Origin of the sequence: Planktothrix tepida PCC 9214 (assembly GCF_900009145.1) — a bacterium.
Lineage (GTDB): Bacteria > Cyanobacteriota > Cyanobacteriia > Cyanobacteriales > Microcoleaceae > Planktothrix > Planktothrix tepida.
In genome coordinates this window covers 126,929-142,817 of sequence record NZ_LN889812.1, presented here as the reverse complement: position 1 = coordinate 142,817, position 15,889 = coordinate 126,929, and the positions used below count along the sequence as shown (strand labels likewise).

General features: G+C 40.1%; 11 protein-coding genes. 8 read left to right on the top strand and 3 right to left on the bottom strand.

What is annotated here, in order from left to right; translation table 11 throughout:
• Positions 1–128 precede the first annotated feature (128 nt).
• The gene (locus tag PL9214_RS20525) at positions 129–1,550 is read left to right on the top strand and encodes a calcium-binding protein (RefSeq protein ID WP_083580108.1); all 1,422 of its coding nucleotides are present in this window, start codon (positions 129–131) and stop codon (positions 1,548–1,550) included.
• Between the two features lie 146 nt (positions 1,551–1,696).
• Entirely contained in the window at positions 1,697–1,927 is a 231-nt protein-coding gene (locus PL9214_RS20520; RefSeq protein WP_072720619.1) for a bromodomain-containing protein, read from the top strand.
• Between the two features lie 6 nt (positions 1,928–1,933).
• Here the strand turns inward: PL9214_RS20520 and PL9214_RS20515 are convergent, their stop codons facing one another.
• Positions 1,934–3,187 carry an FAD-dependent hydroxylase gene (locus tag PL9214_RS20515; protein WP_072720618.1) on the bottom strand — a complete coding sequence of 418 codons (1,254 nt, stop codon included), beginning with the start codon at positions 3,185–3,187 and terminating at the stop codon, positions 1,934–1,936.
• A gap of 152 nt (positions 3,188–3,339) precedes the next feature.
• Between PL9214_RS20515 and PL9214_RS20510 the strand changes: the two genes are divergently transcribed.
• The gene (locus PL9214_RS20510; RefSeq protein WP_072720617.1) at positions 3,340–4,416 is read left to right on the top strand and encodes a glucokinase; all 1,077 of its coding nucleotides are present in this window, start codon (positions 3,340–3,342) and stop codon (positions 4,414–4,416) included.
• Between the two features lie 205 nt (positions 4,417–4,621).
• Here the strand turns inward: PL9214_RS20510 and PL9214_RS20505 are convergent, their stop codons facing one another.
• Positions 4,622–5,404, bottom strand: a complete 783-nt coding sequence (locus PL9214_RS20505) for an MBL fold metallo-hydrolase (RefSeq protein WP_072720616.1) — start codon at positions 5,402–5,404, stop codon at positions 4,622–4,624.
• A 294-nt stretch (positions 5,405–5,698) separates the two neighbouring features.
• On the opposite strand from PL9214_RS20505, the gene PL9214_RS20500 reads away from it, so the two are divergent.
• The 4 genes from PL9214_RS20500 to PL9214_RS31480 all read left to right on the top strand — a co-directional run bounded on the left by PL9214_RS20500 (position 5,699) and on the right by PL9214_RS31480 (position 11,008).
• Positions 5,699–6,844, top strand: a complete 1,146-nt coding sequence (locus tag PL9214_RS20500; protein WP_072720615.1) for an iron-containing alcohol dehydrogenase family protein — start codon at positions 5,699–5,701, stop codon at positions 6,842–6,844.
• Positions 6,845–7,015: 171 nt separating this feature from the next.
• Positions 7,016–8,218, top strand: a complete 1,203-nt coding sequence (locus PL9214_RS20495) for an aspartate aminotransferase (protein WP_072720614.1) — start codon at positions 7,016–7,018, stop codon at positions 8,216–8,218.
• Between the two features lie 89 nt (positions 8,219–8,307).
• The gene (locus tag PL9214_RS20490) at positions 8,308–9,504 is read left to right on the top strand and encodes a class I SAM-dependent methyltransferase (protein WP_072720613.1); all 1,197 of its coding nucleotides are present in this window, start codon (positions 8,308–8,310) and stop codon (positions 9,502–9,504) included.
• A 442-nt stretch (positions 9,505–9,946) separates the two neighbouring features.
• Complete coding sequence (locus tag PL9214_RS31480) at positions 9,947–11,008, top strand: PEP-CTERM sorting domain-containing protein (protein WP_072720612.1); 1,062 nt, start codon at positions 9,947–9,949, stop codon at positions 11,006–11,008.
• Between the two features lie 2,104 nt (positions 11,009–13,112).
• Here PL9214_RS31480 and PL9214_RS20475 read toward each other — a convergent pair.
• Entirely contained in the window at positions 13,113–13,799 is a 687-nt protein-coding gene (locus PL9214_RS20475; RefSeq protein WP_072720610.1) for a potassium channel family protein, read from the bottom strand.
• A gap of 85 nt (positions 13,800–13,884) precedes the next feature.
• Between PL9214_RS20475 and PL9214_RS20470 the strand changes: the two genes are divergently transcribed.
• A complete protein-coding gene (locus PL9214_RS20470) occupies positions 13,885–15,441 on the top strand; it encodes a cation:proton antiporter (protein ID WP_072720609.1) in 1,557 nt (518 codons plus the stop codon).
• Positions 15,442–15,889: the final 448 nt, after the last annotated feature.

Below are 15,889 nucleotides of genomic sequence, written 5' to 3'. Positions count from 1 at the left end.
CTGTTGATGAACTTCCGACAATAGCACCTTTATCCCCTCCGGTTTTTGTACCTGATGATGAGTGTGATCTTTGTCCTCCCCTTCCTGAATTACCCAGTGTTGTCTTTCCAGAACGTCCAGTTTTAGGGTTGAGTTCTCCCAATATTGCCACAACTACGATTAACGGTACTAATGAGAATGATAGTCTGCTGGGAACACCTGGAAATGACAACATCTTCTCATTTGGAGGAGATGTTGTCATTGATGCGTTACCTGGAAATGACAATATCTATAGTGGTGACGGCGATGATAGCGTTGATGGGGGAGAAGGAACTGCTTGGATAGAAGGCGGAAAAGGAAATGATCAACTTCGGGGTAGTTTTGATAATGATACCCTTCAAGGTCAAGAAGGAAATGATAGTTTATTTGGAGGCATTGATGATATTCCCCCCATATCGGGTCGTGATATTACTGGACAAGATTGGTTGAGTGGGGGGACGGGAGATGATTTCCTCTCGGCTAATGAAAATAACGATACTCTAACCGGGGATGATGGTAACGATATTGGATATGGTGGGAAGAATAATGACCTGATCTTTGGGGATAAAGGCAATGATAGCCTCTATGGAGATGAGAATAATGACACCCTCATTGGCAGTGTAACTGATGGTACTGTTCCACCAGAAGGGGAGGAAGAAGACGTTCTCTATGGTTATGAGAACAATGATTTAATTCAAGGCGGTATCGGTAAGGATACCATTTATGCCGGGGAAGGAGATGATTTCGTTTTTGGCGGTCAACAAGATGATTTGTTGCGGGGTGAATTAGGCCGAGATACTGTTTATGGTGATGAAGGTAATGATACCTTATTTGGTGGTTACTTCCCCCAAGATATGATGAGTGACCCTTCAGAGGATTTGTTATGGGGGGGAACAGGGGATGATGTTCTCTATGGTAACTTGTTTAACGATACCTTAATCGGTGGTGAAGGAAATGATACCCTCTATGGAGGGGAAGATGACGATATTCTCTATGGCGAGAATGGCGATGATTTGATGTATGGAGATCAAGGGAGTGATATTGTCTGCGGTGGCGACGGGGATGATACCCTCTATGGCGGTACAGGTGAAACTGGAAACATCAAAGATATCTCGCAATTAGAACAATTAGAGGGAGGTGCAGGAAATGATATTCTTTCAGCCAATGAAGGTATGGGTGAACTGTGCGGAGATGAAGGTAATGATACCCTCTATGGCGGTAAAGAAGCGGATACCCTCAAAGGAGGTGCAAATGATGACTGGTTGTTTAGTGATTTGGGAAATGATAGTTTAACTGGAGGAAGTGGAAGTGATCGCTTTGTAATTGCTGCGGATACAGGATTAGATCAAATTACCGATTTTCAACTCGGACAAGATTTGATTGTATTAAATCAGGGTTTAACGTTCTCTCAACTCACTCTAACTCAAGATGGAACATCGGCTTTAATTAGTTTTAATAATCAACCGTTAGTCAAGCTTAATAACATCCAAGCAGAGTTGATTTCTAGCAATGCGTTTGAGGTATTAGTTTAACAATAGTAGAGGCGGTGTATGCAACCTCTCTACTTGGGGTTTAGGGTTCATATAATTTAATGACTCCGAAGATTTATCACCTCGGATAGAAGGCAGGAAACCTTAAACAATTTTATCCTAAAAATTGATAATCATTAAGGTTTCCGATGGATTTTAAATATAAATGGAAAAATGGTGCAACTCCGACCCCGGATGAAGCTGCACATAAAGCTCATCTCCTCGATGAAAGTCAATTTGAAACGACTCAGGATCAACAAATTGCAGAGGAACAAGCACGACAATATTTGAATGTACCCCTGCGAACGTTAGACGCAGATAAATACCCGTTACCTCATGGTGATTCTACAAGCGAAAGTGCAGATATCCAAAAGCCGTAAGTGAATTTAAAGGGCTATTTTGGGAGCACGACCAATTAAACCTGTCATTAATCGTAATGCCAAATAACGGAAAACTTTCACCTTTTTTAAGAACCCTAATCCTAGACGACGTATCTTAACTTTGGGTATCCAATTTCCTGAGAAACTTCGGTCTAAGAAATCCGTTAATCCTAAAACAATTAAATTCTCTTTTTGTCTCCAGTTTTCATAGCGTTTTAAGATTTTTTCTTGTCCGATATCTTGATGATTGTGATGGGCAGTTTTCAAGACTTCTGCTAAAGCTCCTGCATCTCGAATTCCCATATTTAATCCTTGTCCCCCCACAGGATGACAACAATGGGCGGCATCTCCCACTAATGCTAATCGATGTTGAATATAGCGATCGCTTTGCATTAATTGTACCGGATAAACATAGCGATCGCTTAATAATTCTAATTTTCCTAATAATCCTCCTGTCCGATATTCTAATAATTGCAAAAATTCGGTTTCATCTAATTCTTTTAAAGCCTGCGCTTCTGCATGGGGGGCTGTCCAAACCACTTGACAACGATTTCCGGGTAACGGTAAAACCCCCATTGGGCCACTAGGCCAGAAGCGTTCAAAGGCTACATTTTGATGGGATTTTTCAGTTTTAATCGTCATGGCTATACAAGATTGCCAATATTTCCAACCGTGAGTTTTAATTTCCGCCTCTTCCCGTAAGCGAGATTTTGCCCCATCCGCAGCGACTACAATTCGACTGCAAAATCGTTGAGAATTCCCTTCTTTTTCAATTTCAATTTCGACAAAATCAGAATAATAATTAACCGTTTTTAAAATAGCTGGACATTGCCAAACAACATTTGGACATTGTTCTAAAAAATCATACATTGCTGATAACAGCACCCCATGTTCGCCCACATATCCTAACTCATTGGTTCCTAAATCTTGAGGTAGGAATTTAACAACATTCGGATAATCAGAATCACTTAAACTAATCTGATAAAACGTCGTAATTTTAGCTAAAATCTCATCCCAAACCCCGATTTGTTTGAGAATGCGTCCCGTTTGTAGCGTTAACGCATAAGCTTGTCGTCTTCCAATGGCGGCTTCTGGCGGTTGAGATTCAATAATGGTTACCTTTAACCCCGAATCTTTCAACCCACAGGCTAAAGTAGCCCCCACAATTCCACCCCCGACAATAACGACATCATAATCGATCTCTGGTTTGGAGGAATCCACGCAGGAAGATTGAGTTTGTAAATGCGACGACACCAGCATGATATTGAGTGATTGTACTTAGAATTTGGACTAGCTCTATTGTTACATGGTTTCAGGTTGAGTTCCATAAACCCTGTTTCTACTGATAGAGTGATGACTTCAGTATACAGATGAGCCACAATAAAAAAGGTAAAGGATGAGTCAATGTAAATATGACATTATTATTAGCCGGAGATATTGGTGGAACAAAAACGATTTTACGCTTAGTAGATGCCACCACTACAGTCGAATCAACTACAATTCAAGAACGATTAAAAACTCTCTATGAATTTCGATATTTGAGTGGAGATTATCCTGATTTAGTCCCCATTGTTAAATTATTTTTGCAAGCTGCAAGTGAACAACTGGGTTATATTCCTCAACCGGAAAGGGCGTGTTTTGCCATTGCAGGGCCAGTGGTTAATCAAACTGCAAAATTAACCAATTTACCTTGGGGCTTAGATGCTCAACATTTAAGCAAAGAATTAACCATTTCTCATGTAACTTTAATTAATGATTTTGAAGCGGTTGGTTATGGGGTAACAGGTTTACCCAAAAGTGATGTTTTAACCTTACAAAAAGGGCAGCCTCAAGCAGGTTCTCCTATCGGGGTAATTGGGGCAGGAACAGGCTTAGGACAATGTTTTGTTATTCCGTTAACTAATGGAATTAAAGTCTATCCTTGTGAAGGCGGTCATACAGATTTTGCTCCTCGTTCTGAATTAGAATTTCAGTTAATGAAATATTTATTAGCGAAACATAATATTGATCGGGTGTCTGTAGAACGGGTGGTTTCTGGGCCTGGAATTGTGGCAATTTATCAATTTTTACGCGATCGCAATTTGGCTAAAGACTCGCCATTGCGCGTCTCTACTGAAATTGCCGAAATTGTTAAAGAGTGGGAACATCAAATAGGATTAGGAGATGTTACTGTTGATCCGGCTGCTGCGATTTCTCAAGCTGCATTAGAAAAACGGGATTCCCTGTCTGAAAAAACAATGCAAATGTTTGTTGAAGCCTATGGGGCAGAAGTAGGAAATTTAGCTTTAAAACTATTGCCTTATAACGGGTTATATATCGCCGGAGGAATTGCCCCTAAAATTTTACCGTTATTAGAAACTCCCGACTTTATAGACGCTTTTTCTAATAAAGGGAGAATGAAACCAATTTTATCAAAAATCCCCATTCATATCGTATTAAATTCCCAGGTTGGATTAATTGGGGCGGCGGTTTGTGCTGCAATTCTTTAAGCCTTAATTAATCCTCCTTAAGGGATTTTTGGAACTAAAAAGAGGCTATAAAACTGAAGTTTATCCATTTTCCCTAAGCGTCTTACTGCCTTACTCAAACTCCCCCTAAAAAAAGCTAATTTAGGGGGATTTGATCGAGGAATTAAAACAAGAGTTTGAAGCTTAATTTGATATTCATGGAATAGCGATCGCCTGACTTCATCAATTAAACCACACTCACAGAACGCTGTTCTAAGGAAACTTCAAATCGTTCTCCGGGTTTGGGATTGAGTACCCGTGTAGATAGATTTTCCCTAGCCAACATAGAGCGAAAATCTTCAAGATTACCACTTGCTTTTAATAAAGAAACTAACAACCCTTCATACACAACATCCCCTGCTTCGGCGGTGGGTAACATCACTTGAGGATGAACTAACTTTGCTAAATCTAACGCTGTTTGTTGTCCGCGAATAATTGGCCCGACCAAAGGTAAACTAATATTAATTAAAGGGGTAATGACGACATCAATAGTTGCCATATCTTTTAATTCAGGAGCATGATAGCCATGAGGTTCATAATAAACCGTATTTCCTGTTGTTAAGTCTTTTAAAAGATAGGCATTTTCCAGAGTTGTTGGGCCAATAGGCGAACCTGGAAGTGCTTTAATTTCAATCTGATTTTCTAAACAATAGGTGCTTCCATGTTCCAATGCTCGAACTTGAGTATATCCTAATTCTTGGACTACCTTTGCCGCATTCGGAGAACCCACAACCGGGATATTTTTATTGAGTTGTTTTAACGTTTCAGGATGGGCATGATCTTCTAATCCCTGAGATAATAAAATTAAGTCAATCTTTTGAGGAATAGGTCGCGGGTTCCGTCTTTCCCCCTTAAATAACCAATTCATATTCCCAAAGGTTAATGCACCCACTAACCAAGGATCTATCAGAACATTTTTTCCGCTTATTTCCAGTAACCAAGAATTACTATCCAGCCAAGTGAAATACATACAGGTTAATTCGATCACATCACTACTCTGATGATAGCCTAATTTGAGTTTGATGGAGAGATGGAATTAAGGATAAAATTGATTAATCAACTTATAAAATCCCAGTCATAAATCCTATAATTTTTTCGGTTTAAAACGCATAAACACAGCCCTCTTTCCCAATTTCCAGGCTTCTATTCATTTCTGGCTTCGGTAAAACCGTTTCTGCGGAGTCAAAAATGATGGGGAACCTTTACCCAAATTAGAGATCAATGCTGTAAAGTAAAGAATTTAGCACCATTGACTTAACCTGTTATGGCTCAAACCTCTTCAACTACCAATCTAACGCCCACTTCAGTTGTGAGTTTAAAGATTGCCCCAGCCCAAGTTTTACGCAGTAATAACGCCTTAGTCGCGTCAGGAGAAGCGATCGCACGCTTTGGTCAACGTCCCTTAATCATTGGGGGCGATCGCTCTCTTGGTCTTACGGTTCAAAGTCTACAACCTATTTTAGAACGTTATCAACTCCAATGCGCCCAAGCATCCTACGGTACAGACTGTAGTGAAACCAGCTTAACCGCCCTACATCAAGCCGTCAGCAGCCATAAAGCCGATTTTATTATCGGGACGGGTGGCGGAAAAGCCCTAGATGCAGCCAAACTCATCGCCCATCAAACCCATCTCCCCATCGTCACTATCCCCACCTCTGGGGCGACCTGCGCCGCTTGGACAGCGCTTTCTAACGTTTATTCTGAGGAGGGGGCATTTTTATATGACGTCAGTTTAGATCGCTGTCCCGATTTATTGATTTTGGACTATAACTTAATTCAAACTGCTCCCCAACGAACGTTAATTGCAGGTATTGGAGATGCGATCGCTAAATGGTATGAAGCTTCCGTTAGCAGTGGACATTCCGATCAAACCTTCATGATTGCTGCGGTACAACAAGCCAGAGTGCTGCGAGATATTTTATTACAAAAATCCTTAATTGCCTTACAAGACAACGGGGGCGAAACGTGGCGGGAAGTTGTGGATGCAACGGTCTTACTGGCGGGTGTTATTGGGGGTATTGGCGGCGCCCAATGTCGCACCGTTGCTGCCCATGCAGTTCATAATGGTTTAACCCATGTTGGAGCTAGTCATGGAACGTTACACGGGGAAAAAGTGGCCTATGGGATTTTAGTACAATTGCGTTTAGAGGAGATGGTACAAGGCAACCAACTCGCCGCCAGCGCCAGACAACAACTCTTAAAGTTTTACCCCGATTTAGGTTTACCCCAAACTTTAAATGATTTGGGAATGGGAGAAATCACCTTAGCCGAACTGCGACACGCCGCCGAAGTTGCCTGTAATGAGCGTTCTGACATTCATCGTTTACCGTTTAAAGTGGTTCCCGAACAGTTAATGGCGGCAATGGTATCAACAACGGCCCCTATTGTTGAAACCAAACTGAAGAATTAAAGAGTGTCAGAATTAAGAATTAAGAAGGGAAATAAAAAAGAAGACCGTATCAGGGGAAAATAAAGAATCACCGATCAGGGTGAGAGATGCAATTATTCAGAACCCTAAATCCTGAATTCTTTGTTTTCCTTGCTCCTGAACCTATTCGTTTTCATACAACATTATTGACCAATGACATTAGATTGGATTAGCCCTGCTGACCGGATACAAGCCCTACCGCCTTATGTTTTTGCCCGTTTAGATGAATTGAAAGCCAACGCCCGTCAGCAAGGCTTAGATTTAATTGATTTAGGTATGGGAAACCCCGATGGGGCAACCCCTGAACCTGTGGTTGAAGCTGCTGTTCAGGCGTTAAGAAATCCGGCGAATCATGGCTATCCACCCTTTGAAGGAACGGCTAATTTTAGACGAGCAATTACCAATTGGTATCACCGTCGTTATGGTGTTTCCCTCGACCCTAATGGCGAAGCTTTACCTTTATTAGGGTCAAAAGAAGGATTAGGTCATTTAGCTTTAGCTTATATTAATCCGGGGGATTTAGTATTAGTTCCTAGCCCTTCCTATCCGGTTCATTTTCGCGGGCCAGTCATCGCCGGAGGAAAGGTTCATTCGATTATTTTGAAACCGGAAAATGATTGGGTGATTGATTTAGGTTCAATTCCTGATTCTATTGCAGAACAAGCTAAAATTCTCTATTTTAATTATCCTAGTAATCCCACTGGTGCAACAGCCCCCCGTGAATTTTTTGAAGAAATTGTTGCCTTTGCCCATAAATATCAAATTCTGCTGGTTCATGATTTATGTTATGCTGAATTAGCCTTTGATGGCTATAAACCCACCAGTTTATTAGAAATTTCGGGGGGCAAAGAAATTGGGGTAGAATTCCATACCATGTCTAAAACCTATAATATGGCGGGCTGGCGTGTGGGATTTGCGGTGGGAAATTCTAAGGTTTTACAAGGGTTAAGAACCTTAAAAACCAATTTAGATTATGGGGTGTTTTCAGCGTTACAAGCGGCGGCAGAAACGGCTTTAAGTTTACCGGATTCTTATTTGCAAGAAGTTCAAGAACGCTATCGCACCCGCCGAGATTTTCTGATTAAAGGATTAGCAGAATTAGGTTGGACTGTTCCTAAAACCTTAGCTACCATGTATTTATGGGTTCCCTGTCCACCAGGGATGAATTCAACGGATTTTGCTCTAACGGTTTTACAACAAACGGGTGTTGTTTTAACTCCGGGTAATGCCTTTGGTATTGGGGGAGAAGGGTATGTCAGAATTAGTTTAATTGCAGATTGCGATCGCTTAGGAGAAGCCTTAAAACGCTTAAAAGATGCCAATATTCGGTATCAACCCCAACCCGTTTCTGTTTAATTTTCCATTGTTGGGTTTTAGGATCAATTGAATTAAGGCTGAAGCCCAACAATGGAAAATCATTCATCTAATATTATGAAAAATTAATTATGGATTATGAAAATAATCAGAATTTATGTAACTTTATTTCCGAAAAAATTATAGAAAATCCTGATCATAGAATTACCTTTGCTGATTATATGAACTGGGTTTTATATCACCCAGAATATGGCTATTATACCGTTAATGAACCTCAATTTGGTGCAGCAGGAGATTTTGTTACTTCTCCCTATTTCGGATCAGACTTTGGGGAAATGTTGGCAGAACAGTTTGTACAAATGTGGGAAATTCTGGATTATCCTACCCCTTTTACCTTAGTAGAAATGGGAGCAGGTCAAGGACTATTAGCCAGCGATATTTTATTATATTTAAAAAAACAATATCCTGAATTTTACAGCAAAATCAACTATATTATTTGTGAAAAATCTGCCTTTCTTAAACAACAACAGCAAAAACAACTAAAAAATCAGTTGAATCTTAACTCATCAATTCAATGGTGTGATTTAGAGACGCTTCAAAATGAAGCTATTATTGGTTGCTTTTTCTCTAATGAATTAGTTGATGCGTTCCCCGTCCATCAAGTTATTGTTCAAAATCGTCAACTTCAAGAAATTTATATTACTATAGATCCCCAAACTACAACAGATATTAAATTTCAAGAAACTATTGGTGAACTTTCAACGGAAAACCTCACCGACTATTTTAAATTAATCGAGATTGATTTATGTTCTCCCGCTTATCCTGAAGGTTATCGAACTGAAGTTAATTTAATGGCGTTAGACTGGATCAAAACCATTGCGTCAAAACTAAATCAAGGCTTTATTTTAACGATTGATTATGGTTATCCCGCCCAACGATATTACCTGCCCAGTCGTCGTGAAGGAACTCTACAATGCTATTATCAACATCGTCATCATAATGATCCCTATATTAATATTGGCCGACAGGATTTAACCGCCCATATCAACTTCACCGCCTTAGAACGTTACGGAGAACACTACAACCTTCATTCCCAGGGGTTTACCCAACAAGCTTTATTTTTAATGGCGTTAGGCTTAGGCGATCGCATCGCAGCATTATCCCAACCTTCAGAATATTCTATTTCGGAAGTATTACAACGGCGAGACTGCTTACATTCTCTCATCGATCCAATGGGGTTGGGAAACTTTGGGGTTCTTCTACAATCTAAAGGCTTAAGTCTCTCTCAACAACAAATTCCCCTCAAAGGGTTCAATATCCCCCTTTAAGCCTCTAAATCAGGATTTTTCAGGAATAGAATGACCCCAAAAAGCTCCGACGGTCAAAAAAAGATCATGCTGATCTGCACCTTTCTACGGATATTACTGAATACAAAGTATTATTTATTACCAGTATCGTGATCAATACTGATACCAACTTGTGATCAAGCTCACAACTTTTGTTGGAATAAATTCAGGGAAATTCTATATAGATACTAAGCCTACACATCTTATAGGGAGGTTTACTCAAGGCATTTTATCGTGGCTTTATATTTCCATTGACAAACTGTAAACCTTCTGTAAAAATAACCCCTATTGGCAAAAAACCTATAGACAACCCTCAACTAATTCTGTCATATTGGTAACAAGGTAGAACAAGGAAACTAAGAACACCCAGGTTCAAACCCCTTGCTTCTACCGAGGCTACTAAATTACAAAGGATGAGGCTGAGATGAAAACCACACTATCTAAAATTATTGGTTCCACAATATTAGCTACTGGAGTTGCAGTTTCCTTGGTTGCAGCACCTGCACAAGCAGGAAATGGAAATGGAAATAATCAAAAGACAACTTCCACAACTCCAACAACAACAACTTCCACAACTCCGACAACAACAACTTCCACAACTTCCACAACAACAACCTCCACAACAGGAAACGGGAATGGAAACGGGAATGGAAACGGAAATGGAAATAATCAACAGACCACGACAACTTCCACAACTCCAACAACAACAACTTCCACAACTCCGACAACGACAACTTCCACAACTCCAACAACAACAACTTCCACAACTCCGACAACGACAACTTCCACAACTCCGACAACAACAACTTCCACAACTCCAACAACAACAACTTCTAGTACAGGTTCAACCACTTTAAGCACAGGTTCCACAACTTCTAGTGCAGGTTCTAACATTTTCACGTTTGGATTTGGCAATGTTTTGGGTGGCGACACAGCCGGAGATACAATTTTCAGCCAATTCAATTTTAATGTCAGAAAAACCAGCACTAATCAAGTTCTGTTCCAGTTTGAAAATACAGGTGAAAAATCGGCTGCGTTTATTAGTCAGATTAAATTCTCTGATCCGACTAGCTTACTAAAATTCAATGCGTTTGCGCCGGATTTCAACGTTGGAAACGTTGGTTTTCTACAAGAGAATAAAAATTTAGCTCAATCTGCTAATATTACAGGTTGGAAAGACAGCTTTGGTTTTGCAACAACCGATTCAGGTACTGGTAAGAAAGGAATTGATGGCGGTGAAAAGTTAGGCTTACTGTTTGATGGTAATTTTGACAACGTGCTCAGTAGTTTGAGATCTAATCAGTTAAAAATCGGAATGCACGTTCAAGGGATTGCAGTGGCAAATGGCAAAAGCGATGTTTTTGTTAGCTCTGTAGAAATTATCAAACCCCCCGCACCTGTTGAAGTTCCCGAACCCGCCACATTAGTTGGTTTAGGTTTAGCCTTCGGTGGAATGCTGGCTTCTCGTCGTCGTCAATCTCACTAAGAAACGATGCTGAAATTAGTTCATGAAAACATTTCAACGCTTATGTTAAGACTTGTCTCATACCGTTGAGATCCTCAGCCTTTACTCATCCAATTTAGAAAAGTAGCGGTTCTCATCACACCGCTACTTTATTTAAAAAAATCGACAACTGAAAATCCAATGCTAGTTATCTAGTGAAATCAGTTGTAGAACTCTATGTTCAAACATCTATTACTATTATCTTTAAGGGTAAGTTAACCCATTAACAAGTCAAAAACAAGAAGCTTTAATTTATAGTCAGTCTAAATCACAAATATATTAAACAAATAAAGTAATGGGTGGTCAGGTAGCTGGCAGCCCATTTTTGATTGTGGAAAATATCATTCTAAAGGTCAAAAAGTGAAGATGGTCAATATAGTGCTACGCATTACAGTTAGGACATTTGTAAATCCTGAAACCCTTTGACCACTTACTGTTTCCTGTTCTAAAGTGCGTAGCACTATATTAAACGAATTTGCGTTATTTTGCGGATATTGCGGATAATACGGATACTATTGTATTTTTTATTACCAATAAATAATCCATTCCTATAGTATCCTGTGATTTGAATCACAATTTTAATTAGTATAAATTTATTGCAATTTTATCTATAAAAGAATGTCTATAAATGAGAAAAATCTTATATATAAGGCTTCCCGATGTTTTTTTTTAAATCTTTATATTTCTACCCCCTCTCTATAAAAGTTTAATAAAGATAGGGAATTTTGGTAAAAAATTGATGGACAACCCAAACGGTTTGCGTAATATTAGTAACAACGTAGAACAAGGGCATTTAGAACAGCTAAGTTCAAGCTCCAGGTTTTACCCCAAGTAACCAGACACCAAAAAACTAAGGATGAGACTGCGATGAAAACCACACTATCGACCATTATCAGTTCTGCTTTATTAGCTACTGGAGTTGCAGTTTCTTTAGTTGCAGCACCTGCACAAGCAAACAGCAGCAATAAATCGACTTCGACTACCACAACCCCAACTTCCACAACAGGAAACGGGAATGGGAACGGAAATGGAAATAATCAACAGACTACGACAACTTCCACAACTCCAACTTCCACATCTACATCTACAACTTCCACAACAGGAAACGGGAATGGGAACGGAAATGGAAATAATCAACAGACTACGACAACTTCCACATCTACAACTCCCGCATCTACAACTCCCGCATCTACAACTCCCGCATCTACAACTTCCACAACTCCAACTTCTACAACTCCAACTTCTACAACTTCCACAACTCCAACTCCCAGTTTCACGTTACTGGATACAAAAAACTTTGGATTTACCAATATCTTCCTAAACCCAACCACTCAGGTTTCTGACAATACGAATGGAGATGGCATTGTCAACCAATTCAATTTTAATGTCAGCAAAACCAGCAATGATAAAGTTCTGTTCCAATTTGAAAATACAGGTTTATTATCTAATTCATTCATTAGCCAGATTAAGTTCTCTGATTCCAATAATTTACTGAAATTCAATGCTTTTGCACCTGGTTTTGATGTAGGAACGGTGAGTTTTGAAACCAATACCCAAAATTTAGCTCAATCTGCTAATATTGCAGGCTGGGTCGATAGCTTTGGTTTTGCAGCAACCAGTCCTGGTGCAAATAAGACAGGAATTGATCAAAAAGAAAAGTTAAGCATACTGTTCGATGCTGAGTTTGACAAAGTGATCAGCAGTTTGAATGGTAATCAGCTAAAAATCGGGATGCACGTTCAAGGAATTCAACTTACAGGTGGTGGAAGTGATAGTTTTGTTAGCTATGTAGCACCCATGACCCCACCAGCACCCGTTACACCTCCAGTAGCAGAAGTTCCTCCTTCCGAACCCGTTACACCTCCAGTGANACTTGTCTGATACGGTTAATATCTTAAGCCTTTATCTCATCCAATTCAGAAGAGTAGCGGTTCTCATCACACCGCTACTTTATTTAAAAAATCGATAACTAGAAATCTAATTCTAGTCATCTCGTAAAATCAGTAGTAGAACAACTCCATACTCACCCATTGATCATCATCACCTAGGGTGCATTTACCCACTCGGAAGTTAAAACCATAAACCGTTATCCACAAGATTGATAACCTTCAATAAAATCAATCACTTGATGTAATGTTCCAGGCTTTGTTACAATCAATATCGTTGAACCTGGTTCTAAAACCGTACTCCCATTCGGAATCATTAAATTATCTTGGGGATGGGGTTGATAACCAATAATTAAAGAACCCGTTGGAAACCGAGAATCTTGAGCAATTTCCGCCACACTCCGACCCGCAACATAACAATTTTTCGGAACCGCTAATTTTAAAACTTCAATTTGTCCTTGCTCAAAGTGCATCATTGATTCTACTTGAGGATATTCAATCGCATTCACCATCGTAGAAACCCCCAGTTCAACGGTACTGATAATATGATTTGCTCCGGCTAAACGCAGAGGTTGAGTAAAATCCGGGTGTCGCATTCGACTGATAATATGGGGAACGCCATAATGTTTAGCCAGAGTCACCATTGCTAAGTTGAGTGCATCACTTCTAAGTGCCGCCACTAAGGAATTGGCTTTACGAATACCCGATTCTAATAACACCTCTGTACTAACTGCACTGCCTTCAAAAGCCATTGCTCCTATTTTTTCCCGTGCATAACGACAGGCGTTCGGATCAATATCAATAACGGCTACAGTATGCCCCAATTCTAACAATTTTTGAGCTAAACTCAACCCCACTAAACCACCGCCACCAATCAGAACATACATAGAAACTCCTCATCCTGGGTTGACATGAATATTAGCTTCTGGCAATGTTAATCCATAATACAAAAACTTATTACCAGTATCGAGAGTGGATGTTACCGAATTAGTCAGGATTTCAATTATTCTCCTACTGGTTGCGACGATTGTAGCTTTATTATCGCGCCGGGTAGGGATTCCTTACGTTACAGGTTTAGTTTTAGCGGGTTTACCCTTTACAGAATTAATGTCTCGTCCCATTGGTTTAGACCCGTCCCTGGTTTTAAATCTATTTTTACCGATTCTCATCTTTGATGCCGGGATTAATACCGATGTCAGTCGTCTCCGTAGTACCTTTAAACCCATTGCCCTTTTAGCTGGCCCAGGAGCTATTCTTTCGAGTGTAATTATCGCGGTTCTGTTAAAATTTGGGTTGGGATTAGGTTGGATACCTGCTGCATTTATGGGGATAATTCTGGCAAATACGGATACGGTTTCTATGATTGCGGTATTTAAAGAAATCCCCGTACCCTCTCGACTCTCTACAATTGTCGAAGGAGAAACCCTGTTTAATGATGCGGCGGCGTTGGTTTCCTTCAATCTGATTTCCCAAGTTTATTCAACGGGTTCACTCACGTTTCAAGAAGGCATCCAGCAATTGCTATTTATCGCCATTGGAGGAAGTATAGTTGGGTTAGTTTTAGGTTATTTAAGCATACCTGTATTTGCCCGTTTAGATGATCCTCTCAGTAGTTTATTACTAACGGTAGCAGTAGCATTAGGAACGTTTCAGGCGGGACAATTTCTAGGCGTATCTGGTGCGGTGGCGGTGGTGGTGGCGGGATTAATTTTCGGAAATCTAGGACTTTCACGCCAAACCACCGCTTCCAGTCGCATCACGTTATTGAGTTTCTGGGAATACGCTAGTTTTACGGTAAATACCTTTATTTTTCTATTAATTGGGGTAGAGATCAATTTATTAACGTTTTGGCAAACTTTACCTGCGGTTTTACTCGCTGTTTTAGCGTATCAAGTCGGGCGAGTTTTGACGGTTTATCCCCTATTAGCGGGAATTCGTTGGTTTGACCGTCCCATTCCCCTGCGTTGGCAACATTTACTATTTTTTGGCAATATTAAAGGCTCACTTTCTATGGCGTTGGCGTTAAGTCTACCCCCGACACTCCCAGGACGGGATATTCTGATTACACTGGTTTTTGGAAGTGTGCTGGTGTCGTTAGTAGGGCAGGGTTTAAGTTTACCTTGGGTTGTTAAACGTCTAAAGTTATCGACGGTTTCCCCAACTCAAGAGCAGATGGAACAATGGCAAGCTGAATTAATTACGGCGAAGGCTGCACAGGATGAATTAGAAGGGTTATTAAAGTCGGGAATTTTGCCCAAATCGGTTTATGAAGAAATGCGGTCACGCTATCAGGTGAAAGTAGCCGGAGCAGAAAAGTCTTTGCGAGAATTTTATAATCGTCGTTCTGGGGAGTTGGAGCATTCTACGGGCGATTATATGAGTAAATTGGATGCCATTCGTCGCCGTTTAATCTTGGCGGAAAAAGGGGTTCTCAATGAAGCTTTGCGAAAGCGGATTTTATCAGAAACCATTGTCCGAGGACGTCTGCGAACTCTGGATGAACAGTTGCTACAACTGGAGGATGATTAATCTTTAATTTAAGCCTTGATCATAAAATGATGATTTTGTCAAGATACCCCTAAGCTGCTTAAGGTATTTTCCAAAAAACTCGTGCATCGCCAGACATAAATTGAGTCAGAAAATCTGGATATTTGACGGTTGAATAAGGGTTGCAGCCTCTATTTTTGCCTATAGACACAATAACTCCTTGGGTGGTGTTTTTTATAGTCTACCAGAACCCCTATAATCTCGTCAACTACTTGAGAGAAATTCTCAATCTAATTTGAGGATTTCCTGACAATCTTTTAAAAAACGGAACAATTATCAAATTTTAATTATAAAAACTTATCTTATTTCTACAGATTCTCGATAAAGTCAGTATCAAACCAATGATTTACCCTATACCCTATTTCTATCTCAGTGTTAGGGCGAGGCGACCTCGCCCCTACAATTTAGGGTTCAAAGCTGTGTTTAATAT